21 protein-coding genes are annotated in these 24422 nt (G+C 71.4%); 5 read left to right on the top strand and 16 right to left on the bottom strand.

Annotated elements, in window-relative coordinates:
• Nucleotides 1–10: 10 nt before the first annotated feature.
• From A6A25_RS40405 to ftsW, 5 genes are all read right to left on the bottom strand, one after another.
• On the bottom strand, nucleotides 11–523 hold the full coding sequence (locus tag A6A25_RS40405) for a DinB family protein (RefSeq protein WP_073899658.1): 513 nt from the start codon (nucleotides 521–523) through the stop codon (nucleotides 11–13).
• A gap of 84 nt (nucleotides 524–607) precedes the next feature.
• The gene (locus A6A25_RS40400) at nucleotides 608–1366 is read right to left on the bottom strand and encodes a cell division protein FtsQ/DivIB (protein ID WP_073899656.1); all 759 of its coding nucleotides are present in this window, start codon (nucleotides 1364–1366) and stop codon (nucleotides 608–610) included.
• Entirely contained in the window at nucleotides 1363–2760 is a 1398-nt protein-coding gene (gene murC, locus A6A25_RS40395; protein ID WP_073899654.1) for a UDP-N-acetylmuramate--L-alanine ligase, read from the bottom strand. The genes A6A25_RS40400 and murC overlap by 4 nt, the downstream gene beginning before the upstream one ends.
• Nucleotides 2757–3860, bottom strand: coding sequence for an undecaprenyldiphospho-muramoylpentapeptide beta-N-acetylglucosaminyltransferase (gene murG, locus A6A25_RS40390; protein ID WP_241829180.1), 1104 nt, complete (start codon nucleotides 3858–3860; stop codon nucleotides 2757–2759). The genes murC and murG overlap by 4 nt, the downstream gene beginning before the upstream one ends.
• Nucleotides 3861–3904: 44 nt before the next feature.
• Entirely contained in the window at nucleotides 3905–5356 is a 1452-nt protein-coding gene (gene ftsW / locus A6A25_RS40385) for a putative lipid II flippase FtsW (RefSeq protein ID WP_073899650.1), read from the bottom strand.
• Between the two features lie 48 nt (nucleotides 5357–5404).
• Between ftsW and A6A25_RS40380 the strand changes: the two genes are divergently transcribed.
• A complete protein-coding gene (locus A6A25_RS40380) occupies nucleotides 5405–5980 on the top strand; it encodes a hypothetical protein (RefSeq protein ID WP_241829179.1) in 576 nt (191 codons plus the stop codon).
• Here A6A25_RS40380 and A6A25_RS40375 read toward each other — a convergent pair.
• Together A6A25_RS40375 and A6A25_RS40370 are read right to left on the bottom strand one after the other, a co-directional pair.
• Nucleotides 5971–6243: a DUF397 domain-containing protein gene (locus tag A6A25_RS40375; RefSeq protein ID WP_241829178.1), complete on the bottom strand. Its 273-nt coding sequence runs from the start codon at nucleotides 6241–6243 to the stop codon at nucleotides 5971–5973. The genes A6A25_RS40380 and A6A25_RS40375 overlap by 10 nt on opposite strands.
• Nucleotides 6233–7078 carry a helix-turn-helix domain-containing protein gene (locus A6A25_RS40370; RefSeq protein ID WP_073899646.1) on the bottom strand — a complete coding sequence of 282 codons (846 nt, stop codon included), beginning with the start codon at nucleotides 7076–7078 and terminating at the stop codon, nucleotides 6233–6235. The genes A6A25_RS40375 and A6A25_RS40370 overlap by 11 nt, the downstream gene beginning before the upstream one ends.
• A gap of 103 nt (nucleotides 7079–7181) precedes the next feature.
• On the opposite strand from A6A25_RS40370, the gene A6A25_RS40365 reads away from it, so the two are divergent.
• The gene (locus A6A25_RS40365; RefSeq protein WP_073899644.1) at nucleotides 7182–7484 is read left to right on the top strand and encodes a hypothetical protein; all 303 of its coding nucleotides are present in this window, start codon (nucleotides 7182–7184) and stop codon (nucleotides 7482–7484) included.
• Here A6A25_RS40365 and murD read toward each other — a convergent pair.
• From murD to mraZ, 8 genes are all read right to left on the bottom strand, one after another.
• A complete protein-coding gene (gene murD / locus A6A25_RS40360) occupies nucleotides 7469–8833 on the bottom strand; it encodes a UDP-N-acetylmuramoyl-L-alanine--D-glutamate ligase (RefSeq protein WP_073899642.1) in 1365 nt (454 codons plus the stop codon). The genes A6A25_RS40365 and murD overlap by 16 nt on opposite strands.
• A 2-nt stretch (nucleotides 8834–8835) precedes the next feature.
• A complete protein-coding gene (gene mraY / locus A6A25_RS40355; protein WP_073899640.1) occupies nucleotides 8836–9924 on the bottom strand; it encodes a phospho-N-acetylmuramoyl-pentapeptide-transferase in 1089 nt (362 codons plus the stop codon).
• Nucleotides 9921–11381 carry a UDP-N-acetylmuramoyl-tripeptide--D-alanyl-D-alanine ligase gene (locus A6A25_RS40350; protein WP_073899638.1) on the bottom strand — a complete coding sequence of 487 codons (1461 nt, stop codon included), beginning with the start codon at nucleotides 11379–11381 and terminating at the stop codon, nucleotides 9921–9923. Before A6A25_RS40350 ends, mraY begins: the two co-directional genes overlap by 4 nt.
• Nucleotides 11378–12907 (bottom strand): UDP-N-acetylmuramoyl-L-alanyl-D-glutamate--2,6-diaminopimelate ligase, encoded by a 1530-nt coding sequence (locus A6A25_RS40345; protein ID WP_073899636.1) that lies wholly within the window; start codon nucleotides 12905–12907, stop codon nucleotides 11378–11380. Before A6A25_RS40345 ends, A6A25_RS40350 begins: the two co-directional genes overlap by 4 nt.
• A gap of 169 nt (nucleotides 12908–13076) precedes the next feature.
• Nucleotides 13077–14984, bottom strand: a complete 1908-nt coding sequence (locus A6A25_RS40340) for a peptidoglycan D,D-transpeptidase FtsI family protein (RefSeq protein ID WP_073899635.1) — start codon at nucleotides 14982–14984, stop codon at nucleotides 13077–13079.
• 39 nt (nucleotides 14985–15023) lie between these two features.
• Nucleotides 15024–15662 (bottom strand): hypothetical protein, encoded by a 639-nt coding sequence (locus A6A25_RS40335; protein ID WP_073899633.1) that lies wholly within the window; start codon nucleotides 15660–15662, stop codon nucleotides 15024–15026.
• Nucleotides 15659–16606 carry a 16S rRNA (cytosine(1402)-N(4))-methyltransferase RsmH gene (gene rsmH, locus A6A25_RS40330; protein ID WP_073899632.1) on the bottom strand — a complete coding sequence of 316 codons (948 nt, stop codon included), beginning with the start codon at nucleotides 16604–16606 and terminating at the stop codon, nucleotides 15659–15661. The genes A6A25_RS40335 and rsmH overlap by 4 nt, the downstream gene beginning before the upstream one ends.
• Nucleotides 16607–16775: 169 nt before the next feature.
• On the bottom strand, nucleotides 16776–17207 hold the full coding sequence (gene mraZ, locus A6A25_RS40325; protein ID WP_073899631.1) for a division/cell wall cluster transcriptional repressor MraZ: 432 nt from the start codon (nucleotides 17205–17207) through the stop codon (nucleotides 16776–16778).
• A gap of 460 nt (nucleotides 17208–17667) precedes the next feature.
• Here mraZ and A6A25_RS40320 point away from each other — a divergent pair, with 460 nt between their 5' ends.
• The 3 genes from A6A25_RS40320 to A6A25_RS40310 are packed head-to-tail and all read left to right on the top strand — an operon-like array spanning nucleotide 17668 to nucleotide 22501.
• Nucleotides 17668–18795: an AAA family ATPase gene (locus A6A25_RS40320; protein WP_073899630.1), complete on the top strand. Its 1128-nt coding sequence runs from the start codon at nucleotides 17668–17670 to the stop codon at nucleotides 18793–18795.
• Between the two features lies 1 nt (nucleotide 18796).
• Nucleotides 18797–20062 (top strand): DUF58 domain-containing protein, encoded by a 1266-nt coding sequence (locus tag A6A25_RS40315; RefSeq protein WP_073899629.1) that lies wholly within the window; start codon nucleotides 18797–18799, stop codon nucleotides 20060–20062.
• Nucleotides 20063–22501, top strand: coding sequence for a transglutaminase family protein (locus tag A6A25_RS40310; protein ID WP_073899628.1), 2439 nt, complete (start codon nucleotides 20063–20065; stop codon nucleotides 22499–22501). It begins immediately after the preceding gene.
• Nucleotides 22502–22806: 305 nt separating this feature from the next.
• Here the strand turns inward: A6A25_RS40310 and A6A25_RS40305 are convergent, their stop codons facing one another.
• A complete protein-coding gene (locus tag A6A25_RS40305) occupies nucleotides 22807–23190 on the bottom strand; it encodes a DUF3040 domain-containing protein (RefSeq protein ID WP_033437744.1) in 384 nt (127 codons plus the stop codon).
• Nucleotides 23191–24422 lie beyond the last annotated feature (1232 nt).

Genomic DNA, 24422 nt, shown 5'->3' with positions numbered 1-24422 from the left:
TGAGTGGTCTCTACTCGCCGGTCACCCCGTCGAGCAGTTCCCGCACCACGTCCAGGTGCCCTGCGTGCCGACCCGTTTCCTCGATCATGTGGATCAGCACCCAGCGCGCGGAAAGGCGCTTGTCGCCGCGGAACGCCACCTCGTGGTCGAGGTCGAGGCCCGCGACGAGTTCCCGACTCACCGCGCACTGCTCAGCGTAGTCGGCGATCAATCCCGAGATCGTCTCGCCCGGCTCGATGCGCCAATCGGCGTCCGGGTCCTCACGCGTGTAGGGCGCGCGCGACGGCCGTCCGGCCAACGCCACCTCGAACCAGTAGTGCTCGACCCACCGCAGGTGCTTGACGATGCCCGCGGCCGTGTTGAGCTGCGACGGGAGCACCGATCGCGCCGCGTCGGCGTCGCCGAGCCCGGCGCACTTGAACTCGATCGTCCCGCGCAGGAAGTCCAGGAACCCGGACAGCAGGGTGCGTTCGTCGCCGGTGTACGGGAGTTCGATCCGGTTGTCCACCGGCGTCTGCGTCATACCCGAAGTATCACCGCGGGGCCGGGCGCGGACGATCGACTTTCGCGGATACGCCGTGTGGCGGTGTTCACCGCGTCCCGAGGTTTACGAGACGGTGGGCAGCTCGGGGCTGGACACGTCGAACACGGTGCCCTTGCGGGTCAGCAGGACCGCCAGCACGGCGGCCTTGCGCGCCGTGTCGGCGGAGGAGCCCCAACGGGCCTCGCGGCCGGCGGTCAGGGCCAGCCGCACGTCCGACGGCGAGTCCGCGGTGACGCTGAGCACGTCCCGGCGCAACGACTCGGGCAGCTGCGTGAGCACGGCCACCGCGGCGCCGAGCGCGTCCGGCGACACCTTCAGTTCCGGCAGCCCGTCCGGCGGCTGCACGACGGTCGCGTAGTCCTTGCCGGTCGCGTCGACCAGGTGCGCGCCCTCGGGCGCTTTGATCACCGCTACGGGGTCCCGCTCGTCCACGGTGAGCCGCACGGTGTTGGGCACGACCCGCTCCACCTCGACCCCGGCGACGCGCGGCAGTTCGCGGACCCGGGCGGCGACGGCGTCGACGTCCAGCCGCACCAACGGCGTGCCCGGTTCGATCGCGGCGGCGGTGCGGACCTCGTCGCCGGTCAGGGCGGCGATGCCGCGCACCTCGACCTCGCGGACGCCGAGCGCGGGCGTGAACCAGACCGTGCACACGACGACGGTCACCACGAACATCGCGAGGATCGTGATGACCCGGCGGCGGACCACCTTGCGCCGGTGCAGGTCGGCCCGCGAGGGACGGCGGGACGGACGGCGACGCGCCGCCGGGCGGGAGCCGGGGTTGCCCGCGCCCTGACGACGACGCGGCGCCTGCGTGCTCATGTCCGGTCCAGTTCCCCGACGATCTCCGGCCCGAGCATGGTCACGTCACCCGCGCCCATGGTCACCACCAGGTCGCCTTCTCCGACCATGCTCGCCACCAGCGCGGGCACCCGGTCGAACGACGGCTCGTAGACCACCTTGCCGACGTCCAGCGACACCAGGCCCGAGACCAGCGCGCCGGTGACGCCGGGCTCCGGTTCCTCGCGCGCGCCGTAGACGTCGAGCACGACGACCGCGTCGGCCGTGCTCAGCGCGGCGGCGAACTCCTCGGCGAACAGCCGGGTCCGCGAGTACAGGTGCGGCTGGAACACCACGACCAGCTTGCCGTCGCCGGCGACCGGGCGTGCGGCGGCGATCTGGGCGGCGACCTCGGTGGGGTGGTGCGCGTAGTCGTCGTAGACCCGCACGCCCCTGGCCTGGCCCTTGAACTCGAACCGCCGGCGGACGCCGCCGAACGCGGCCAGGCCGATCAGCACGCCCTGGCGGTCCGCGCCCAGCTCCAGCGCGGCGACGAGGGCGGCGATGGCGTTGCCCGCCATGTGCTCACCCGGCACGGCCACGCGCACGTCCAGCGTCTCGCCGTCCAGCTCGACCTCGGCGACGCCGCCGGAGTCGGCGGGCCGGTAGTCGACCAGGCGGACCGAGCCGGGGCCGGTGGCCGTGCGGCCGTACGCGCGGACCCGGATGCCGAGCTTCGCGGCCCGTTCCGCCAGCGCCGCCGAGCCGGGGTCGTCCGCGCACGCGATCAGCACGCCGTCGGGCTGGATGCGCTCCAGGAACGAGTCGAAGACCGCCACGTACGCCTCTACGGTGCCGTGGTGGTCAAGGTGGTCGGCCTCGACGTTGGTCACGACCGCGACCGACGGCGAGAAGTAGAGGAACGAGCCGTCGCTCTCGTCGGCCTCGGCGACGAACACGCCACCGGTGCCCTGGTGGGCGTTCGCACCGGACTCGTTGAGGTCGCCGCCGATCGCGAACGACGGGTCCATCCGGCAATGTTGCAGAGCGACCGTGAGCATGGAGGTGGTGGACGTCTTGCCGTGCGTGCCGGCGACGCACGCCACCCGGTGGTCGAGCATCAGCGCGGCCAGCGCCTCGGCCCGCCGCAGCACGACCGTGCCGCGGGCGCGGGCCTCCACCAGTTCCGGGTTGTCCTCGCGGATCGCGGTGGACACGACGACCGCCGTGGGGCCGTCCGGCAGCTGGTCGAGGTTCGCGCCGGCGTGGCCGACCGCGATCGCCGCGCCCTGCGCCCGCAGCGCGAGCACGGTGCGCGAGTCCTTGGCGTCCGAGCCGGACACCTGCGCGCCGCGGGCGAGGAGGATCCGGGCGATGCCGCTCATGCCCGCGCCGCCGATGCCGACGAGGTGCACGCGGTCCAGGACGTCGCTCACTTCTTGATCACCTCGAGCACCATGCGGGCCAGCACCTCGTCGGCCGAGCGGTGGCCGGTGCTCAGCGTGGCCGTGGTCATCGCGGCCAGCCGGTTGCGGTCGGACACGAGCGGGACGACGTTCGCCGAGATCCACTCCGGCGTCAGCTGCTCGTCCGGCACCAGCAGCCCGCCGCCCGCGTCGACCACGGGACGGGCGTTGAGCGACTGCTCGCCGTTGCCGATGGGCAGCGGCACGAACACCGCGGGCAGGCCGACGGCCGACACCTCGGCGACCGTCATCGCGCCGGACCGGCACAGCACCGCGTCCGCCGCCGCGTAGGCGAGGTCCATCCGGTCCAGGTACGGCACGGGCACGTACGGCGCCGCGCCCGGCACCGACTGCACGGCGACGGTGTTCTTGGGCCCGTGCGCGTGCAGCACCGCGATGCCCGCCTGGGCGAACGCGGGCGCGGCGGCGGACACCGCGTTGTTGATCGACCGGGCGCCCTGCGAGCCGCCGAACACCAGCAGCGTCGGCGCGGTCGGGTGCAGGCCGAAGTGGGCGCGGGCCTGCTGCCGCAGTTCGGCGCGCTTGAGGGAGGTGATCGAGTAGCGCAGCGGGATGCCGATGATCTCGGCGTCGGTCAGGCCCGAGTCGGGCACCGCGGCGGCGACCCGTTCGGCGAACTTCGCGCCGACCTTGTTGGCCAGGCCCGCTTTGGCGTTGGCCTCGTGCACGACGATCGGCACCCGGCCGCGGGCGGCGAGGTACGCGGGCAGCGCGACGTAGCCGCCGAAGCCGACCACGACGTCCGCGTGGATCCGGTCCAGCACCTCACGCGTGTGCTTGACGGCGCCACGCACCCGCAGCGGCAGCTTGAGCAGGTCGGCCGTGGGCTTGCGCGGCATGGGCACCGGCGGGATCAGCTCCAGCGGGTAGCCGCGGGCGGGCACGAGTCTGTTCTCCAGACCGCGCTCCGTGCCGAGCGCGACGACCCGCGCGTCGGGCCGGAGCCGCATGACCGCGTCGGCCAGGGCCAGGGCTGGCTCGATGTGCCCGGCGGTGCCGCCTCCGGCGACCACCACGCACGGTCCGGCCTGCTGGGGAACCCCGGTCACGCACTTCCTCCTCGCGTCGATGTACCGCTCGTCGTCCGGTACCGCTAACGCCCGTCACGCCGCCTGGACCGCGCGTCCCGGTCCTGGCCTGCCTTTCGGGATTCGCGACGACGGTACTCCGACGGCGGAGCGTGACGACCGGCCATCCTCCGCTCGTCCACGGGCGGTGGCGCGGCCTTGCGGCTGCGCGGCGGCGGGGAGGGTCGCACGGGACGGCGCTTGCGCGGCGGCTTGTAGACCTCGGGCGCCGGCAGCTTCAGCACGCCGCCGACCCGACCTGGTCCGAGGGACCGCAGCGCCGACACCGCTTCCGGCTCGTGCCGGGCGCAGTTGGCCAGGATGCCGAACACGAGCATCGTGGTGACGACCGACGTGCCGCCGGAGGAGATCATCGGCAACGTGATGCCGGTGACCGGCAGCAACTGCACGACGTAGCCGATGTTGATCGCGGCCTGCGCGACGAGCCAGACCGTCAACGTCGCGGCCACCATCCGGATCCACGGGTCGGTGTTGCGCGCCGCGATCCGCAGGCCGACCACGGTGAGCAGGGCGAACAGGCCCAGCACCAGCACGCAGCCGATGAACCCCAGCTCCTCGCCGATCACGGCGAAGATGAAGTCGCTGTGCACGTTCGGCAAATACCGCCACTTCGAGCTGCCGTTGGTGAGGCCCTTGCCGAAGAACCCGCCCTCCGCCAGCGCGTACAGCGCCTGCAACGCCTGCAGACCGTCACCCTGCGGATCGGCGCCGGGGTTGAGGAACGTCTGCACGCGCCTGGACCGGTAGTCCGCGCCGAGGGCCAGGACGAGCGCACCGGTCACCGCCCCGATCGCGATGATCCCGAAGATCCGCATGGGCGCGCCGACGAACCAGAGCAGGCTGATCAGCACGACACCCAGCGTGATCGTGCCGCCGAGGTCGGGTTGCAGCATCACCAGCGCGAACACCAGCATCGCCACCGGGACGACTGGGACCAGCAGGTGCCGGTACTGGTCCAGCAGGGCTCGCTTGGTGACCAGGACGTGCGCACCCCACAGCGCCAAGGCGAGCTTCGCGGGTTCGATCGGCTGGAACGAGATGGGTCCGACGGTGAACCACGACTGCGCACCGCTCAGGACCGTGCCGAGGGGGGTCAGCACGAGGACGAGCAGGATGACGGAGACGAGCATCGCCATCGTGCTGCCGTGCCGGATGGTGCGCAGTGGTATGCGCAGGACGATCAGGAAGACGATCGCGCCGACACCCACGTACAGCAGTTGCTTCTTGAACACGCTGTAGGCCGAGGCACCTTCGGCCACCTCACCGGGGGCGGACGCGGACAGCACCATGATCAGGCCGAGCACGGTCAGCATGCCGAAGATCGCGAGCAGCAGGTGGAAGTCCGCGAGAGGACGGCCGAGCCAAGCCGTCAACGACGTCCGCACCGCGACCACGCGCTTGGTGCGCTGCGCTCTGGGCGGTCGCTCCCCCACCGGCTTCCGGTCCACCGCAGTCATGCGCCCATCGTCTCCCGACGACGGCGACGACTGCCGACAATCGCCCGCGTGTCGCGCGACGCGCCCGTGATCATCGTCAATCACCCGCAGACGTGTCGAGCGGCATCCCCACGAGTTTTAAACTACCTTGCAACTATGCTGCCCGCAGCGACCGAGATCAATTTCAGTGATCTGTCCAACAAGCCAGCCGACTCCGTTCGCAAGCTTCAGGAGTCGCCGAGCCGGACACTGTTGGTCCGCCGTCGCGGTCACGAGGAAGACCTGGTGCTCACCACGGTCAGCAGGGCCGAGGAGGCGCACGAGATCGTCTCGACCACCACGGCGCTCTTCGTCGCGCTGATGCGACACAGCGAAGGTGTCCGGGACTTGGTGGCCGATGTGATGCCCCAGGTGTTCCCTTGGGTTCGGTTTCTGCCGCGCGAAGACCTGCGGGCGTTCACGGTCGAACTCGTGGAGACGCTCGAGGCCGCTGACTCGCTGGGCACGCCGGCTCCGGTGACGCAACTCGTCAGCGAGTGGCGGCACACAGCCGAAGTTCACGCCGATCCACGACTTCTCGCTGTCCTGCAACGAGACGTCCAAGACCTCGGTGACGTACCGAGGCGGCTACCTCGTCAAGCGTGATCGAGAGTGCCCCGCCTCGCCTGGGCGAGGAAAACCTCCATCGCCCGCCCGTCGAACTCCAGCACCGGACCGGCCGCGTTCTTGCTGTCCCGGACCCGGAACGCGTCAGCCGCAACAGCCACCTCGACGCACGCACCGCCGCCGTTGCTGCGGCTGCTCTTGCGCCAGACCGACAGCTCGACGCACTCGCCACCACCGTTGCTGCGGCTGCTCTTACGCCACTCCGACCACATCGCGTTCCCCTCGGCCGAGCTAGAGGTCACCGATCACCCGCCTGATCAGCGCAAACGACTCGTTCGGGTCGAGCGCCGTGGCTCGCAGGTGATCCAGCACCAGGCTATACCGCGCAACCTCGGCCGCTTCATCCAAATAGAGGCCGCCGGTCAGGTTCTCGATGTAGACCACACTCGGGAAGTCCAGGAACTTCAACAACCGAAACGCGGTACCCATCGCCATGTGCTGCCCTTTACCGAAGGGCAACACCTGGAGCGTCACATTGGGTCGCTCGACCAGCTTGGACAGGTGGTTCAACTGTTCTGCGTGCACCTCGTGGCCGCCGACCTCCCGGTGCAGGGCCGCTTCGTCGATGATCGCCCACACCGATAGCGACCCATCCTCCACTCGACGCTGTCGGGTTTGGCGCAACTCCGCCCGCTTGTTGATCACCTCGTCGGTAGCGTCCGGCGCGTAGGCACGCATCGACCACCATGCATAGGCGGGAGTTTGGAACAGGCCGGGGATCAGGTCGATCTCGAAGATGTTGACCGCCGTGGCCTCGGACTCCAGGACCACGTACTCGGAGAACCAGTCGAACAGGACATCGCCGTACACGTGCCACCAGCCGCGCTTCTTGGCGACCTTCGCCAACCGCAGCAACAAGGCGGTCTTCTCCGGAGAGGCCCCGTAAAGATCCGCGAGCGCCTTGGTGTCTACTATGGACACTCCGGTGTACGCCGACTCGATGCGACTGATCTTGGACTTCGAGTAGCCCAGGTTCTCGACCACGTCATCGAAGTCGAGGCCTGCCTCCTCGCGGAGTTGGGTCAGCGCGCTCGCTAGGACGCGCCGCCGGACTCCCGGGCCTTGGTTCTGCGACATGGTGCGACATTAGCGGGAAACAGGACCACTGATCGGGTGAACTTCTGCCGATACGCAGGATGCCGTGTTGCACCGCAGGCCGATGAGGTGCACCTTTGCCCGCATGATCTCTGCTGCGCTCGCTCGCGCCCACCACCTGCTGAACCAGGACATGCTCGGCTACCTGGACACCGTCGAACTGCTGACCAACGACCAGGACACCGACGAGAACACCGTGCTCGCCGTCGCCCGCACCGAAGTCCCCCGCCTGATCGCGGCACTCAGGGGCACGTTGAGCACGCACAAGGCGGACGCCTCAGGGCTGTGCCTGAGCTGCCGCAGCACCTGGCCGTGCCCGGTGATCGACTGCGCGCACACCTACCTCAAGGACCCCGACCGGGTCCTCGATGATCACTCCCCGTGCTGAACCAACCCCAGGACCGCGTCGGTGAACGCCTGGCCGCGATGGGCGTAGTCGGTGAACATGTCCATCGACGCCGCCGCCGGGGCCAGCACGACGGCGTCACCCGCCTGAGCCATCGAACGCGCGGCGCGCACGGCGTCCTCCATGGAAGCGTCGTCCAGCACCGCCACCGGCACCGAAGGCGCGTGCCGGGCCAACGCCGAGGCGATCACCTCGCGGTCCGTCCCGATCAACACCGCCCCGCGCAACCGATGCCCCTCATCCCGGACCAACTCGTCCACCGAAGCGCCCTTGAGCAGCCCACCGGCCACCCACACGACGCTCTCGTGCGACCGCAACGACGCAGCCGCCGCGTGCGGATTGGTGGCCTTGGAGTCGTTGACGTAGGCAACACCATCAACCGTCGTCACCAGCACGGCCCGGTGCGCCCCGGGCTTGAAGTCGCGCAACCCGCGAGCCACCGCCGAAGCCGGCACGCCGTGCGCACGGGCCAGAGCCGCCGCCGCCAGGGCGTCGGCGATCCCGGGCGGCCCACCGGGGTGCACGTCGGCGACCGGCAGCAACACCTCGTCCTCAGGCCCGAACGCCCGGTCGACCAACTGCCCGTCGTGCACGCCGAGCTGGCCTTCCTCCGGCGACCCGAGCGTGAAACCGACGTGCGAAGCAGCCGGCGAAGAGGCCAACAGCTGCGCCACCACCGGATCGTCCACCCCACCGACGGCGACCTCACCGGTCAGCACACCGGCCTTCGCCGACGCGTACGCCTCGAACGTGCCGTGCCAGTCCAAGTGGTCCTCGGCCAGGTTCAGCAGCACCCCGGCGAACGGCCGCACGGACGGCGACCAGTGCAGCTGGAAGCTCGACAGCTCCACCGCCAGCACCCGCCGACCGGCCAGCAGCGCGTCCACCACGGGCAGCCCGACGTTGCCGCACGCCACCGCGTCGATCCCCGCCGCGCGCAGGATCGACTCCAGCATCCCGACCGTCGTGGTCTTGCCGTTGGTCCCGGTCACCGCGAGCCACGTCGGCGGGTCGGCCAGTTCCAGCCCCATCCGCCAGGCCAGCTCGACCTCGCCGATCACCTCGATGCCCGCCGCCGTCGCCGCCTCCAGCAACGGGCTGGACGGACGCCACCCCGGGCTGGTCACGACCAGATCCGTGCCGGACGGCGGCTCCACCAGACCGGGCGTCAGCGTCACGCCGGTCAGCAGCTGCTCCAGCGCGGCGAGCCGGTCGGCCGAACCGTCGGTCACCGTGACGACCGCGTCCGCCGCCAGCAACGCCTCCGCCGCGGACCGGCCGGTCACCCCGGCGCCGGCGACCAGGACGTGACGACCTGCGAGGAATCCCATCGTCAGCTCTCGACCGCGGTCAGCCACTCGCTGTAGAACAGGCCGAGCCCGAGCATGCAGCACATGCCCGCGAGCAGCCAGAACCGGATGATCACCGTGGTTTCCGCCCACCCGGCGAGTTCGAAGTGGTGGTGGAACGGCGCCATGCGGAACAACCGCCGTCGTGACGTCCGGAAGACCGCGACCTGCAGCACCACCGACAGCGCCTCGACCACGAACAGACCGCCGATGACGACCATCAGCAGCTCGGTGCGGGTGGTGATGGACAGGCCGGCGACCAGGCCGCCGAGCGCGAGCGAACCCGTGTCACCCATGAAGATCTTGGCGGGCGCGGCGTTCCACCACAGGAAGCCGATGCAGCCGGCCATCGCGGCGGCGGCCACCAGCGCCAGGTCCAGCGGGTCGCGCACGTCGTAGCAGCCGGCCACGAGCAGGTTCGAGCAGTTGTAGCGGAACTGCCAGAAGCTGATCACCACGTAGGTGCCGAGCACCATCGCGGACGTGCCGCCGGCCAGGCCGTCGAGGCCGTCGGTCAGGTTCACCGCGTTCGACCAGGCGCTGATCGCGGCGTAGCAGAACACCACGAAACCGACGACGCCGAACGACACCACGGTGATGTCACGCACGAACGACAGGTTCACCGAGGCGGGCGTGAAGCCCTCCTTGTTCGGGAACTGGATGACCAGGACCGCGAAGATGATCGTGGCCACGAACTGGCCGACCAGCTTGGCGGTCTTGTTCAGGCCGAGGTTGCGCTGCTTGCGGATCTTGATGAAGTCGTCCAGGAAGCCGACGATGCCCAGCGACGTGGTCAGCATCAGCACCAGCAGGCCGGACGCGCTGGGCGTCTGGTCCTGCGCGGACGCCGACATGGAGTTGACCAGGTGCGCGCCGAGGTAGCCCGCCCACATCGCGACCAGGATCGCGACGCCACCCATGGTGGGCGTGCCGCGCTTGGTCTTGTGGCTCTGCGGCCCCTCCTCGCGGATCTCCTGACCGAATCCCTGCCGGGAGAAGATCTTGATCAGGTACGGCGTCAGCATGATCGACGTGATCAGGGCGATGGCCGCCGCGATCAGGATGCTCTTCACTTGCTGACCGCCTCCAGGAGAGCCTCGGCAACCCGCCACAGGCCGTATGAGTTGGATGCCTTCACCAGGACGACGTCACCGGGCCGCACCTGGTCGCGCAGCAGCTCGACGGCCGCCGTCACGTCGGGCACCAAAATCGCTTCTTCGCCCCATGATCCTTCCAGGTGCGCCCCTTGGTGCATCGCCCGGGCGTCCTGTCCGACGACGACCAGCTTGTTGATGTCCAAGCGGACCGCGAGCCGGCCGATCTCGTCGTGCGCGCGGATCGAGTCCGCACCCAGTTCGGCCATCGGGCCCAGCACCGCCCAGCTCCGGCGGGCGGGTGTGGTGGCCCGGGAGATGGTGGCGAGCGACTTCAGCGCCGCGCGCACCGACTCCGGGTTGGCGTTGTACGCGTCGTTGATGACCGTCACACCGTCAGGACGTTCGGAGACCGCCATGCGATGCGCGGACACCCGTTCGGCTTGGCCGAGGCTGTCCGCGATCTGCTCCGGGGTCGCGCCGAGTTCCAGCGCGATCGCGGCGGCGGTGAGGGCGTTGCCGACCTGGTGAGGGCCGTGCACGGCCAGCCGGACGTCCGCCTCACCGCGCGGCGTGACCAGCGTGAAGCGGGCGCGGGCCTGCTCGTCCAGCCGGATGTCCGTGGCCCGGACCTGCGCGGACGGGTTCTCGCCGACCAGCACGACCTTGGCCTCGGTGCGGCTCGCCATGCCCGCCACGAGGGGGTCGTCGGCGTTGAGGACCGCGATGCCGTCCTCGGGCAGGGCCTCGACCAGCTCGCCCTTGGCCAGCGCGATGTTCTCCCGCGAGCCGAACTCGCCGACGTGGGCGCTGCCGACGTTCAGGACGGCGCCGACGCGGGGCACGGCGACCTCGCACAGCTCGGCGATGTGGCCGATGCCGCGGGCGCTCAGCTCCAGGACCAGGAACCGGGTCTCCTCGTCGGCCCGCAACGCCGTCCACGGGTGGCCCAGCTCGTTGTTGAACGACCCGGGCGGCGCGATGGTCGGGCCGAGCGGCGCCAGCACCTGGGCGATGAGGTCCTTGGTGGACGTCTTGCCGGACGAGCCCGTGACGCCGATGACGGTCAGGTGCTCCAGCCGGTCGGTGACGTACCGGGCGAGCTTGGCCAGCGCCGCCAGCACCGCCGCACCCGCGCCGTCGGTGTCGCCGGACAGCACGTAGGCGTTGCCGCCGTCGCGCTCCACGGGCGGCGCGATGACGGCGGGCGCGTCGACCTCACGACCCGCCAGCACGCCGACCGCGCCGTTCTCCACTGCCTGGGCGGCGAAGTCGTGGCCGTCGACCCGTTCGCCGGGCAGTGCCAGGAACAGGCCACCGGGCGTCACCTTGCGGGTGTCGAACTCCACGCTGCCGGTGACGACCTCGGCGCCGGTGGCGTGGTGCAGCTTGCCGCCGACGACCTCGGCGATCTCGGCGAGGCTGAGCTGGATCACCGGGTGGCTCCTCTGATCGCTTCGGTCAGTGCGTCCACGTCGGAGAACGGGTGCACGACGCCCGCGACCTCCTGGCCGGTCTCGTGGCCCTTGCCCGCGACCACGACGACGTCACCGGCGCGGGCGAGGGACACCGCGTGCTCGATGGCACGGCGGCGGTCGCCGATCTCCACGACCTCGCCGCGCTCGTCGTCCGGCACGGACAGCGCGCCGTGCAGCATCGCGGCCCGGATCTGCGCCGGGTCCTCGCTGCGCGGGTTGTCGTCGGTGACGACGAGGACGTCGCTGCGGCGGGCGGCTTCCTCGCCCATGAGGGGGCGTTTGGCCGTGTCACGGTCGCCGCCGCAGCCGAGGACCGTGATGACGCGGCCGGTGGCGCGGGCGCGGACCGCTTGGAGGGCGAGCGCGACGGCGGCGGGCTTGTGCGAGTAGTCGACCACGGCGGTGAAGTCCTGGCCCTCGTCCACGCGCTGCATCCGGCCGGGGACCTGGACGTTCCCCAGGCCCTCGCGGATGGCGTCGAGCGGGACGTCCCGCGTGCGCAGGCAGGCGATGGCGAGCAGGGCGTTGGCGACGTTGAAGTCGCCGGGGAGGCTGAGCCGGACGTCGAGCGTGACGCCGTCCGGGCCGTGCGCGGTGAACGCCTGCTCGCCGGTGGCGGACACGGTGGCGTCGGTGGCCGTCCAGTGCGCGGGCTTGGTGGTCGCGACCGTGACGGTGGCGTCCTTGACCAGGCGGGGACCCCACTCGCCGTCGACGCAGACCACCTCGGTGCGGGCCCGGCCGTCGAACAGCTCGGCCTTGGTCCGGAAGTAGTCCTCCATGTCCGGGTGGAAGTCCAGGTGGTCCTGGGAGAGGTTGGTGAACGCGCCGACCGCGAACCCGACGCCGCCGACCCGGCCCAGCCGCAACGCGTGGCTGGAGACCTCCATGACGACGTCCGTGGTGCCGCACTCGACCATCACGGCCAGCAGTGCCTGCAGGTCGGGGGCCTCGGGGGTGGTGAGGGCGCTGTCGAGCCTGCTGCCCGCGACGCGCGTCTCGACCGTGCCGATGAGCCCGGTGGCGCGACCGGCCGCGCGCAGCGCCGACTCGACCATGTAGCTGGTGGTGGTCTTGCCGGACGTGCCGGTGATGCCCCACACGGCGAGCTTGGTGGACGGGTCGCCGTAGACGCGTGCCGCGAGCCGACCCAGGACCGCGCGCGGGTCCGCGTGCACCAGCACCGGCACCCCGTGGACCTTCTCCGCGCCGGCGGCGTCGGTCAGCACGGCCACCGCGCCGTGCTCCACGGCCTGGGCGGCGAAGTCGGCGCCGTGCACCCGCGTACCCGGCAGCGCGGCGAACAGGTCACCGGGCCGCACGTGCTGGGCGCGCAACGTCACCCCGCTGACCTGGACGTGTGCCCGGTCGGGTGCGGTCAGGTGCGCGTCGACCGTGGCGGCGAGCTCGGACACGGCAACGGGCTGGGTGCGGGAAGGGCGAGGCGGAGCGGTCGCGACCTTGCCCTCTAGCTTGGCAGGCACGCGCGGAAGGCTACCGGCGCACGGAGAGTGTTCATCCGGCACGTCCACTCCGGACCGGCTCACCACGGCCAAACCTGAAGAGATTCCACGTAAAGGTGGGCGAGGAGCGGTCCGGCGGCGTCGACACCTCTCCCGGCGGAACTGCGTCGGCCGGTTGCCGGTCGCGGCACTAGACCACCAGGGGCACGATCGGGCTCTGCTCCGCCGACAGCGGGAGCTGGTAGCGCTGCGTCAGGTACGACGCGATGTCGTGGAACAGCGGCGCGGCCGACTGCGGCCCCTCGGTCGGGTTGTCGAGCATGATGCCGACCACGAACCTGGGGTTGTCGGCGGGCAGGATGCCCGCGAACGTGATCCAGTACTGCGAGCTGCTGTAGCAGTCGCACTTCGGGTCGATCTGCTGCGCCGTGCCCGTCTTGCCGCTGATCTGGTACCCCGGCAGCGCCGCGGGCACGCCCGTGCCGCTCTGCGCCACGGCGTCCGGCCCCGGCGCCTTCTGCACGACCGCGCGGAACATGTCGCGGACCGTCTTGGCGGTCTGCGGCGACACGACCCGCTCGGTGTCGGCCGGGTTCACCTCCTTGCGGCTGCCGTCGGCCGACACCTCGGCGCGCACGATCCGCGGCGCGATGCGCACGCCGTCGTTCGCGATCGCCTGGTACATGCCGGTCATCTGCAGCAACGTCATGTTCAGGCCCTGCCCGATCGGCAGGTTGCCGAACGTCGAACCGGACCACTGGTTCAGCGGCGGCACGTAGCCGGACTCCTCGCCGGGCAGCCCCGACTGCGTCCGCTTGCCCAGCCCGAACTTGCGCAGCATGTCCGAGTACCGGTCCTGGCCGATCTTCTGGGCCGTCATCAGCGTGCCCACGTTGGACGACTTCGCGAACACGCCGGTGAACGTCATGTCCATCGGCCCGTGCTGCCACCAGTCACCGATCCGCCGGTCGGCGACCTTGATCGAACCGTCGACCCTCAGCACGCTGTCCGGCTGGTAGACGCCGTCCTCGATGGCCGTCGCGGCGGTCACGAGCTTGTTCACCGAACCGGGCTCGAACACCGACGTGACCGCGATGTTGCGCAGCTCGTCCTCGGTGGCGTTGCCGAAGTCGTTCGGGTCGAACGTCTTGTCGTTGGCCATGGCCAGGATCTCGCCGGTCCGGCTGTCCATCACCACCGCCGACCCGCTGCGCGCCTTCGACTTCGTCGTGTAGTCGGTGACCATGCGCTGCACCGCGTACTGCGTGTCCACGTCCAGCGTCAGCTCCAGGCTCTTGCCCGGCGTGGCGGCGGCCAGTTCGCGCGACCGGTCGGGTCCGGGGATCACGACGTCGTCACCCTGCATGGTGTCGACGATCCGCAGGCCGTCGCTGCCGGCGAGCAGGTTGTCCTGCGCGATCTCCAAACCGAGCAGGCCGTGCGTGGCGGGCGGTTCGGCGTCCTTGCGCCAGTTCGCCGCGCCGATGATGTTCGACGCCAGCTCGCCGTTCGGGTAGACGCGCACGGCCCGGTACTCGGAGCCGATGTTGTGGTACTTCTCCGTGATGACGGCGGCCTTGGCCGGGTCGACGTTGTCCACCAGCTCGACGTAGGTCGTGTCCTGGGACAGCTTCGCGAGCATGGTGTCCCGGTCGGTCTTCTGCCCGGCGACCTCCGTGCCCAGCGTCTGCTCGATGAACGCGGCCATGTCGGCGATGCGCTTCTCGAAGCTGCCGATCTCCGGGCGGGCCTCCAGCGCCTCGGCCCACTCCTGCCGCATCCGCTTCGGCACGACGTAGAGGGCGCGCGCTTCCACGCTGAACGCCAACTGGTTGCCGTTGCGGTCCAGGATCGAGCCGCGCGGCGCCGCGATGTCGATCTTCGTGGCGCGTTGCTGCTCGGCCTGCGCGGACAACGCTTCCGCCTGGAAGCCCTGTACCTGCACCAGCTTGATCCCGGCCAGGAGCAACGCGCCGACCAGCAGCAGCCGGCCGACCGCGAGGCGGACCCGGCTGTTGCCACCGCGCCGCTTGCGGGGTGCGGGCCCCCGAACGGACAACGGACGTCGCACGGGCCTGCCCCGACTCGGCCCCGGCATCACTGACCTCCTGGTACCGGCTGTGTCACGGTGTCGTCCCTAGCCCTGCGGGGGCGTCTGTCCGCCACCCGCCTGCTGCGCGGCCTCGTCCTGACCCTGCGCGGGCGGCTGGGTGGTCTGGCCCTGGGCGGGCTGCTCGCCTTGGGCGGGCGGCGTGGCGGACGACGAGGTGGGCGGCGGTGGCGGCTGGACCGCGGACGGCTTGCCGTACACCTCGACCGTCCCGTCCGGCAGCTGCCGCAACCGCGCCGGGTCGCCGGCGGGCACCAGGCCGAGCTTCGCCGCGGCGTCGGCCAGGCTCGCGGGCGACTCGGCCAGCGCGACCTCCCGCCGCAACTGGTCGACCTGCCGGGCGAGCCGGGTCTCCTCGGCCCGCGCGTCCTGCAACCGGTACGAGTCCGCGGTCGCCTGGGTCGCCAGCCACATGATCGCCGCGATGCCCACCCCGAGCACGACCATCACCATCACCACGAACGGCGCCTTGGGCGCCACCGCCTGCTGACGGGTCACCGCCGGACCGCGCTTCGGCGACGTGCGCTGCGCACGCCGCGCGTAGGCCCGCTCCGCCGCGGCCGAACGGCGACGCTCCGCGGGCACCGCCTTCAGCGAGCGCTCACGGGGCTTGGACGACCTGGCCGGGGACGGCACGCCGCCGCCGGTCCGTGCCGGTGCGGTCATGTCGCCTCCCGGATGCGTTCCGCCGCTCTCAGCCGCACCGAGGCGGCCCTGGGGTTCTCTTCGATCTCCTGCTCGTTCGCCTGCTCCGCGCCCCTGGTCACCAGCCGCAGCTGGGGACCGTGCCCGGGCAGCTCGACCGGCAGGTCCTGCGGTGAGGTCGACGTGGCCAGCGCGGTGAACGCGCGCTTGACCATCCGGTCCTCCAGCGACTGGTAGGACTCCACGACGATCCGCCCGCCCACCGCCAGCACCGACAGCGCGGCGGGCAGCGCCAGGCGCAGCGACTCCAGCTCCTGGTTCACCTCGATGCGCAACGCCTGGAACGTCCGCTTCGCCGGGTGGCCACCGGTGCGGCGGGTCGCCGCCGGCACCACGTCGTAGAGCAGCTCGACCAGCCGACCGCTGGTGGTGAACGGCTCGCGCTCCCGTTCCCGCGCCACCGCACCGGCGATCTTGCGGGCGAACCGCTCCTCGCCGTAGTCGCGCAGGATCCGGGTCAGGTCGTCCACCGAGTAGGTGTTGAGCACGTCCGCCGCCGTCATCCCGGTGCCCGCGCTCATCCGCATGTCCAGCGGCGCGTCCTTGGAGTAGGCGAACCCGCGCTCCTCGGCGTCCAACTGCAGCGAGGACACCCCGAGGTCCATCAGGATCCCGTCGACCTTCGCGCCGCCGACCGCTTCGGCGATTCCGTCGTAGGTAATCTGCACGAACTCCGCGCGGTCACCGAACGGCGCCAGCCGCCGCCGGGACAGCTCGATCGCCTGCGGGTCGCGGTCCAGCCCGATCAGCCGGACCCGCGGGTGCGCCTGCAGCACAGCTTCGGAGTGCCCGCCCAGGCCCAGCGTGCAGTCCACGAACACGGCGTCCCGATCGGCCAGCGCGGGGGCCAGCAGGTCGAGGACGCGGTCGAGCAGCACCGGCACGTGACGCGCCTGCTCCACCATGTCCCCTCCCTCGATGGTCCCCCCTCACAGAACAAGAAATTCGGGTGTCGTCAGGTCCCCGCCCGCCCGTCGGACCTGGCGCCGGGGAAGGTGCGCCAGGGCCGAAAGCCGAGCGGACCGAGGCCTCACGGCACCCGAAACCTCGAAGCAAACGGCCGATCCAGCCGATCTAGAAGACGCCGGGCAGCACCTCCTCGCGCGCCGTGGCGTAACTGTCCTCGTGTTCTTCGAGGTAGCGCTGCCACGCCTGCGCGTCCCAGATCTCCAGCCGGTTGATCGCGCCGATGACCACGCACTCCTTGGTCAACCCCGCGTACCGCCGCAGCTCCGGTGCGATCGACACCCGGCCCTGCCCGTCCGGACGCTGCTCGTCGGTCCCCGCGAACAGGTAGCGCTGGTAGGCGCGGACGGCCTCGTTGGTGAAAGGAGCCTCCGCCACCTTGCGCGCCATCTGCTCGAACTCGGCCCGCGGGAACACGTAGAGGCAGTGGTCCTGGCCCTTGGTGACCATGAGACCCCCCGCTAGCGCGTCCCGGAACTTCGCAGGCAGCGTCAGTCGGCCCTTGTCGTCCAGCCTCGGGTAGTGCGTGCCCAGGAACACGGCGCCCACCTCCCGACGCCGGAAGCTTCACTTCCGACCGGCAGTGGAGCCCCCGTCTGCCCCACCGGCCGCCACAGTACCCCACTTTTCACCACAGTCAACGCTGAAACGGGTGGTTGCACGCCCCGTGCCGGAGCGTTTACGCAGGTAGAGCGAAGATGGCCGAGGTGGAGCGCGGTGGGGGACGCCGAGCGCGACCACCTCCGCGGGTGAGCCGAACCGGCCCGAACTCCACCCGGATGGCCCAGCGAATTCGGGCAAAACCGGTTCACCGGCAGCACGGGTGGGGAATCGTGGTGGAGTGGGGTGAACCGGCCACACCCGCGGGCCGTGGAAACCCCGAGCCCGAAACTGTTCAATCGGTGTAGGGCGCTTCGCCCTGGTTTGACACACTGCGTGAAACGCTCACCGCCACCGCGAACCGGTCGCGGTAGGGCCGCGCCCTGCTCCAGGAGGTCGAGTGACTCCGAGTACACAGCCAGCCGCGCTGCCAGAACACTCCTACGGAGGCGGCGGCGCGCCTGCGGTCAACCAGGTGCACAACCAGGCGAACAACGCGCACGGCAACCACGTCCCGGGCCGGCCGGAGGAAGCGCTCGGCGAGCTGCACGCCGCGGTCGGGCGGATCGCCGCCAACGTGGAGAAGGTCATCGTCGGCAAGCCGGACGTCGTGCGGGTCGCGCTGGTCACCCTGCTGGCCGAGGGCCACCTGCTGGTCGAGGACGTGCCGGGCGTCGGCAAGACCTCGCTGGCCAAGGCGCTGGCCCGGTCGATCGACTGCACCGTGAGCCGCATCCAGTTCACCCCGGACCTGCTGCCCAGCGACATCACCGGTGTGTCGATCTACAACCGGCAGGACAACGACTTCGAGTTCCGCCCCGGCCCGGTGTTCGCCAACATCGTGGTGGGCGACGAGATCAACCGCGCGTCGCCGAAGACCCAGTCGGCGCTGCTGGAGTGCATGGAAGAGCACCAGGTCACCGTGGACGGGCAGACCTACCCGCTCGGCGCGCCGTTCATGGTGATCGCCACGCAGAACCCGATCGAGATGGAGGGCACCTACGCCCTGCCCGAGGCCCAGCGCGACCGGTTCACCGCGCGGGTCTCCATCGGGTACCCGGACCCGCAGGCCGAACTCGCGATGGTGGACGAGCACGCGGGCCACGACCCGATGGCCGACCTGCGGCCGGTGTCCGACGCCGAGCAGGTGCTCAGGCTGGTCCAGGTGGTGCGGCGGGTGCACCTGTCGCCGGAGGTCCGCCGGTACGCGGTGGAGCTCGTCGGCGCCACCCGGCGGCTGCCCGAGCTGCGGCTGGGCGCGTCGCCGCGCTCGACGTTGCAGCTGGTCCGGGCGGCCCGGGCGCAGGCCGCGCTGGCGGGTCGCGACTTCGTGGTGCCCGACGACATCCACGCGGTGGCCGTGCCGGTGCTGGCGCACCGCCTGGTGCTGACCGCGGAGGCGCAGGCGGCCCGCCGTTCGTCGGCCGACCTGGTGCGCAACCTGCTGCAGCGGGTGCCGGTGCCGCAGGCGGCGCTGGACCCGACCGGGCAGTTCCTGCACAACATCAACCCGAACAACCACCGCTGACATGCGCGGAGCCCTGTCCGGGCTGACCACCCGGGGCCGGTGCCTGTTGGCCGCGGGGTTCGCGGCCGGTTTGTGCGCGATCGTGCTCAACGAGCGCGACCTGCTGCGCGTGGCCGCGTTCGTGGTGGCCCTGCCGCTGTTGGCGGCCTGGTTGGCGCAGCGGGCCAGGGTCGGCCTGCACGCCACCCGGATGATGCACCCCAGCCGGGTCCAGGTGGGCTCGGCGACGGACGTGCGGGTGGAGCTGCGCAGCGCCGGCCGGTTGCCGACCGGTGGGCTGCTGCTGGAAGACGCGGTGCCGTACGCGCTGGGCGCGCGCCCGCGGTTCGTGGTGGAACGGCTGCCGCGCAACATCGTGACCGTGCTGCGGTACCCGCTCAAGCCGGTGATGCGCGGCGTGCAGCAGGTCGGTCCGCTGATGGCGCGGATCACCGACCCGTTCGGCCTGGCCGAGTTCGACCGCGAGATGGCGGGCCGCAGCCGGCTGGTCGTGGTGCCCCGCGTGGTGGCGCTGAACGGGTTGCCGAGCGGTTCGGGCATGGGCTCCGGCGACGACGGCTCGATCCGGCTGCGCGCCGGTCAGGGCGAGGACGACGCGGTGGTCCGCCCCTACCGGCACGGCGACGACCTGCGGAAGGTGCACTGGCGCTCGACGGCTCGGCGTGACGAGCTGATGGTGCGGGTCGAGGAACGGCCGTGGCGCGGTGGCACGACCGTGCTGCTGGACCACCGGCTGGTCGCGCACCGGGGCAGCGGTCCGGGCGCGAGCCTGGAGTGGGCGGTGTCGATGGCCGCGTCGATCTGCGTGCACCTGCACCGGTTCGGCCACCAGGTGCGCCTGGTCGGCGACGACGGGCGGGTGCTGGCGGGCGGGTCGGGCGGCAGCGGGTACAGCGACGCGGTGGTGCTGGACGCGTTGGCCGCGCTGCAGCCGTCGCACCGCCGTGAGCCCGCCGCGGGGTTGGACCCCGGCGCGGGCCAGGAGGTCATCGCGATCCTCGGCGGCAGCACGCCCGCCGTGGTGGATTCGCTGGTGCGCAACCGGCCGCGCGGAATGCGCAGCCTGGCGGTGGTGATGGACGTCGGTGCGTGGGCGTCGGCGTCGGAGGACCCGGCTCCCGACCCCGCCGACACCCGGCGGTTGTTGAGCGGCGCGGGGTGGGGCGTGGTCGTGGCGCGGCCGTCCACGCCGATGGGGCAGGTCTGGCAGGAGCTGTGCCACAGCGCGGGCAACCGCGGCCCGGTGGTGCGCACGGAGGTGGGTTAGGTGACCGGCAGGACGACCGCCGTAGGCAACGACAACTGGGTGGTGAACGCGACGCCCGCGGTCGCCGGCCTGGCCACGCTGTGCGCGGCGACGGCGTTGTCCAGCGTGATCGCCGGTGTGCTGTGGCTGGTGTACCTGGCCGTGGCGATCGCGGTGATCGGCGGCACGGGCGTGCTGCTGCGCGCGACCCGGCTGCCCGCGCCGCTGGTCGGCCTGGGGCAGTTCCTGGCGCTGCTGTGCCTGCTGGTGACGATCTTCACCCGCAGCGGCGTGCTGGTCGTGCTGCCCGGGCCGCAGTCGGTGCAGGACCTGTTCGCGGTACTGGGCGACGCGATGACCGAGGTGCAGACCGGTGTGCCGCCGGTGCCGGACAGCCCGGCCATGCGGTGCCTGGTGATGGTGGCGATCGGGCTGGTCGCGATCCTGGTGGACACCCTGGCGGTCGGTATGGCGGCGCCCGCGGCGTCCGGGCTGGTGCTGCTGTGCGTGTTCGCGGTGCCCGCGTCGTTGGCCGACGAGATGCTGCCGCTGTGGACGTTCGTGTTCGGCGCGGGTGCGTTCGCGCTGCTGCTCGCGGTGGACGGGCAACACCGGCACGACGCGTGGCGCGGCCGGTTGGCCGGCGGCGGGCAGAGCGGGTCGGGACCGGCGGCGACCGCCGTGGCGGGGTTGGCCGTGGTGGTGGCGCTGCTGGCCGGGGCGAGCCTGACCGTGGTCGGCACCGTCGGCCGGTTGCCGGGCACCGGTGAGGAGATCGGCGGCGGCACCGGCGGGCTGGGCATCGACCCGATGACGCAGTTGCGCGGCATGCTCAACCAGGGCGCGCCGCGCGAGCTGTTCCGGGTGCACGACATGCCGGGCACGTCGGCGTACCTGCGGGCGATGACGTTGCGCCAGTACGTGCCGGACAAGGGCTGGGAGCTGGGCGGGAACATGCCCGAGGGCGTGCCCGCCAACGGGCCGCTGCCCGAGCAGCCCGGCGACCCCGGCGACGGCGAGGTCGCCGAGGTCCGGATCGAGCCGGTGAACTGGGTGGACAACTGGCTGCCGGTCTACGGCCGGCCGCGTGCCGTCCGGGAGGTCGGCGACGACTGGAGGTACGACCCGGCGCGCGGGATGATCTACAGCGTCCGGGCGCGCAAGTCCGGGCAGTACATGCTGCGGACGGTGTTCGACGTGCCGTCGGCGGACACGCTGCGCAAGGCCGCCGGTCCGGTGGACGTCGACCCGGCGTACCTGGAGGCGCCGGGGGTCGAGGGCCGGGTGGCGGAGTTGGCGCGGCGGATCGTGAGCGGGCACGACAACCAGTTCGACCAGGCGACCGCGTTGTACCGGTACTTCACCGACGGCACGCAGGGCTTCGAGTACACGACGCAGACCTCGACCTCCAACACGTCCGTGGACGCGTTGGAGGACTTCGTCTTCAACGGCAAGAAGGGGTTCTGCGAGCAGTACGCGTCGGCGATGGCGATCATGGCGCGCTCGGTCGGCATGCCCGCGCGGGTGGCGCTCGGGTTCACCGCCGGGTACGCGGCTGGTGACGTGCAGACGATCACGTCACAGGACGCGCACGCCTGGGTCGAGATCTACTTCCCCGGCTACGGCTGGATGACGTTCGACCCCACGCCGCTGTCGGACGGTCGCGGCGTGACCCCGCCGTACATCTCCGGCCTGAACCCGGACGACGAGGAGGACGACCCCAGCGCGGGTGCGACGACGACCACGACCACGACGGTGGCTCCGGGCACTTCGGCGTCGGCGTCGGCCGTACCGGACGCTCAGGGGCAGGACGGGTCGACCACGACGGAGGAGCCGACGCCGACGTGGCACTACGTGACGCTCGGGGTCGCTGCGCTGATCGCGTTGCTGGCGACGTTGGCCGTGCTGTTCGGCGGGGCGCGGCTGGCGCGGCCGGTGTGGCTGCGCTTGGCGGCGTTGGTGACGGCTGTGGTGGCCGGGGCGGTCGCGCTGACGTTGGCGGTGGCGCTGCTGTCGTGGCTGTTGGCGGTGGGGTTGCTGGTGGTGCTGGTCGCCGCGACGCCGGCGGCCGTGCGGGCTTGGCGGCGGCAGCAGCGGTTGCGCGCGGTGGCCGGACTGGGGCCGGACGCGGCCAGTGCGGCTTGGCAGGAGTTGGTCGCCGAGTCCGTCGACCGGGGTACGCGGGTGCCGACCACGGAGACCGTGCGGGTGGCCGCGCGGCGGTTGGTCCGGGCGCACAACCTGGACGAGCAGGGACGGGACGGGCTGCGCGCGGTCGTCGGCGCGGTGGAGCGGTCGTGGTACAGCACGCAGTCGGCAGCGGACCCCTCCCTGCCGGGCGCGGTGGACAACGTCCGCCAAAGCCTGAACCGCAACGCCCCGCTCGCGCTGAAGGCCAAGGTCCTGCCCCGGTCCGTGCTCCAGCCGAAGCCACCGGCCGACCAGGACTCGGACGAGTGATCTCGCAGCTCGCGGAGCTCTCAGCGGTGTGACGGCCCGGGGGTCGGGGGACACCAATCCCCCGGCCCTCGCACTTCAGCGAGGTTCGGCCTGAGCGTGCGGGGCCGAGACCTGCCTGCCCGGGGCCGCCGGGTGGACCGTGCAGGGCGGAGCGTGCGGGGCGGAGCGTCACGGATCGACTCGATCGACGCGGCGCAGCGTTCTTCGTCAGGGTGTGGGCACGCACACGGCCCGCCCCGGAGGTGCCGGGGCGGGCCGTGTGCGTTGTTCAGTGGTGCGGTCGTTCAGTCGGGCTGTCGCGCGGACTACTCGTCCTCGAAACGGCGACGGAAACGTTCTTCCATCTTCTGTGAGAACGAGCTGCGGCTGGGCCGGCTTCCCTCTTCGCTGGGCTCTTCGGCACCCTGGTCACCACGACGCAGCGTCGTCACGGTGAGCAGTACGCCGAAGAACATCAACAGGAAGCCGACCACGCTCACCACCGGGATACCAGCGAGCTTCGGCAACATCACACCCGTCACCAGCAGTGCCACACCCACGGCGAACAACGCGATGCCTTGGATGCGACGCCGTCGGGACGGCTTGCGCAGCTTGGCACCGCGCACAGTGGATGCGAACTTCGGGTCCTCGGCGTAGAGCGCGCGCTCGATCTGGTCGAGCAGTCGCTGCTCGTGCTCGGAGAGTGGCATGGCTCCTCCTCCGGCACAGCGGTCGCGGGCGCCGGGTAATCACGGTTGCCGCCGGTCCCGGCGGACGCCCCGCCCTGGGGGCGTCACAACCAGGATACGATTCGCGAGGCTCGCCGACTACCCAGTCCGTGCCCCTAAGCGGTTCGTTCTGTCACCATCATCCTCACGGGTCAACGGTCAGACCACCGTGAGGTCGCGCAAGTCGCCCGGTGGTCAACTGTCAAGGCCCGAGAAAGCTCCATTGTTCACTCCCCTGCACGGGTGATCACGAGGCCCCGGCTACCGAACTGCGGCCCGGATCGACCACCGACGCCCGCATCACTCTCCCTCCATCCCACATTCGGACTTACCTGATTACACTCGGTGACTGGCCGCGCCATCCCGTCGCAGAGCCGTTCGAGACGGAGATCACAGCCGACCACCGGCTCCACGTGCCTCCGCAGCCTGCCGCTCGGCCTGCCCGGAGGCCGGGTTCGGGACCACGAAGCGAACCCACGGCCCGCCTCTCGCTCAGCGCGCCCGGACGGTCGCTGCACGTATCCAGCCGCTGGCCGCCGACGGCTTGCTCTTCTGGCTCCTCTCTCTCGCCGCCAGGCGGTCGCGCGCGCTGACCGCTCGGTTCTGGTGGTGCCGACTCAAGGGTGAGCGGGTTCGGACTGGGTGGCCGCCGAATCGGGATGCGGGGCGCGGCTGGCGCCCCGGCGGTGGGGGCGGGCTGCGAGCAGGGCTGGGCGGGCAGGTCAGCAGGGGCGGCAGGGCAGGTGACCATGGTCGGGGTGGGTGGACTCCCTTCTTGCCGTAGGAGGGCGGCGGCCCGGCGGAGCGGAGCTTCGAGGCCGCAGCTGGTCGGTTTGGGTGCGAATAGTTGGGCGGGTACCGGTAGTGGGCGCGGGTGTGAGAGTGGGCGACCGGCTGCGGGGCTGGCCGAGGGCTGACGGCTGGCGGCCGGGGTGGCGGGCCGCGCGGTCGGTTGGCGGAAGGCTGCGGTTGATGAGCGCGGGCGGAGGTCGGGGTGCCGTCCGGAGTCGAGGTTGGGCACGGTCGATGGGAGCGGTCGGTGAGGTGGGCAGGTTGAGGGCTGGGGTGTGGTGGGGGTGGGCGCAGGGTCGGTGGGGTGGGCCGGTGAGGTTTGGCCGGTGGAGCAGGACTGCGAGGCCGGCGGCCGGGTCAATGCGAGCGAGGTTGATGGGGCGAGGCCGGCGTGGGGGTTGGGCCGGCGTGGGGGTGGGCCG

Origin of the sequence: Saccharothrix sp. CB00851, assembly GCF_001905065.1 — a bacterium.
Lineage (GTDB): Bacteria > Actinomycetota > Actinomycetes > Mycobacteriales > Pseudonocardiaceae > Actinosynnema.
Note: the sequence above shows the minus strand (reverse complement) of the source record. Positions and strands in the feature narration are given on the sequence as shown.

What these genes read in the sequence shown, in the direction of transcription:
- A6A25_RS40405 (WP_073899658.1), bottom strand. Translation starts at nt 523, where the DNA reads ATGACGCAGACGCCGGTGGACAACCGGATCGAACTCCCGTACACCGGC.
- A6A25_RS40400 (WP_073899656.1), bottom strand. Translation starts at nt 1,366, where the DNA reads ATGAGCACGCAGGCGCCGCGTCGTCGTCAGGGCGCGGGCAACCCCGGC.
- ftsW (WP_073899650.1), bottom strand. Translation starts at nt 5,356, where the DNA reads ATGACTGCGGTGGACCGGAAGCCGGTGGGGGAGCGACCGCCCAGAGCG.
- A6A25_RS40370 (WP_073899646.1), bottom strand. Translation starts at nt 7,078, where the DNA reads ATGTCGCAGAACCAAGGCCCGGGAGTCCGGCGGCGCGTCCTAGCGAGC.
- A6A25_RS40365 (WP_073899644.1), top strand. Translation starts at nt 7,182, where the DNA reads ATGATCTCTGCTGCGCTCGCTCGCGCCCACCACCTGCTGAACCAGGAC.
- murD (WP_073899642.1), bottom strand. Translation starts at nt 8,833, where the DNA reads ATGGGATTCCTCGCAGGTCGTCACGTCCTGGTCGCCGGCGCCGGGGTG.
- A6A25_RS40340 (WP_073899635.1), bottom strand. Translation starts at nt 14,984, where the DNA reads ATGCCGGGGCCGAGTCGGGGCAGGCCCGTGCGACGTCCGTTGTCCGTT.
- A6A25_RS40335 (WP_073899633.1), bottom strand. Translation starts at nt 15,662, where the DNA reads ATGACCGCACCGGCACGGACCGGCGGCGGCGTGCCGTCCCCGGCCAGG.
- rsmH (WP_073899632.1), bottom strand. Translation starts at nt 16,606, where the DNA reads ATGGTGGAGCAGGCGCGTCACGTGCCGGTGCTGCTCGACCGCGTCCTC.
- A6A25_RS40315 (WP_073899629.1), top strand. Translation starts at nt 18,797, where the DNA reads ATGCGCGGAGCCCTGTCCGGGCTGACCACCCGGGGCCGGTGCCTGTTG.
- A6A25_RS40305 (WP_033437744.1), bottom strand. Translation starts at nt 23,190, where the DNA reads ATGCCACTCTCCGAGCACGAGCAGCGACTGCTCGACCAGATCGAGCGC.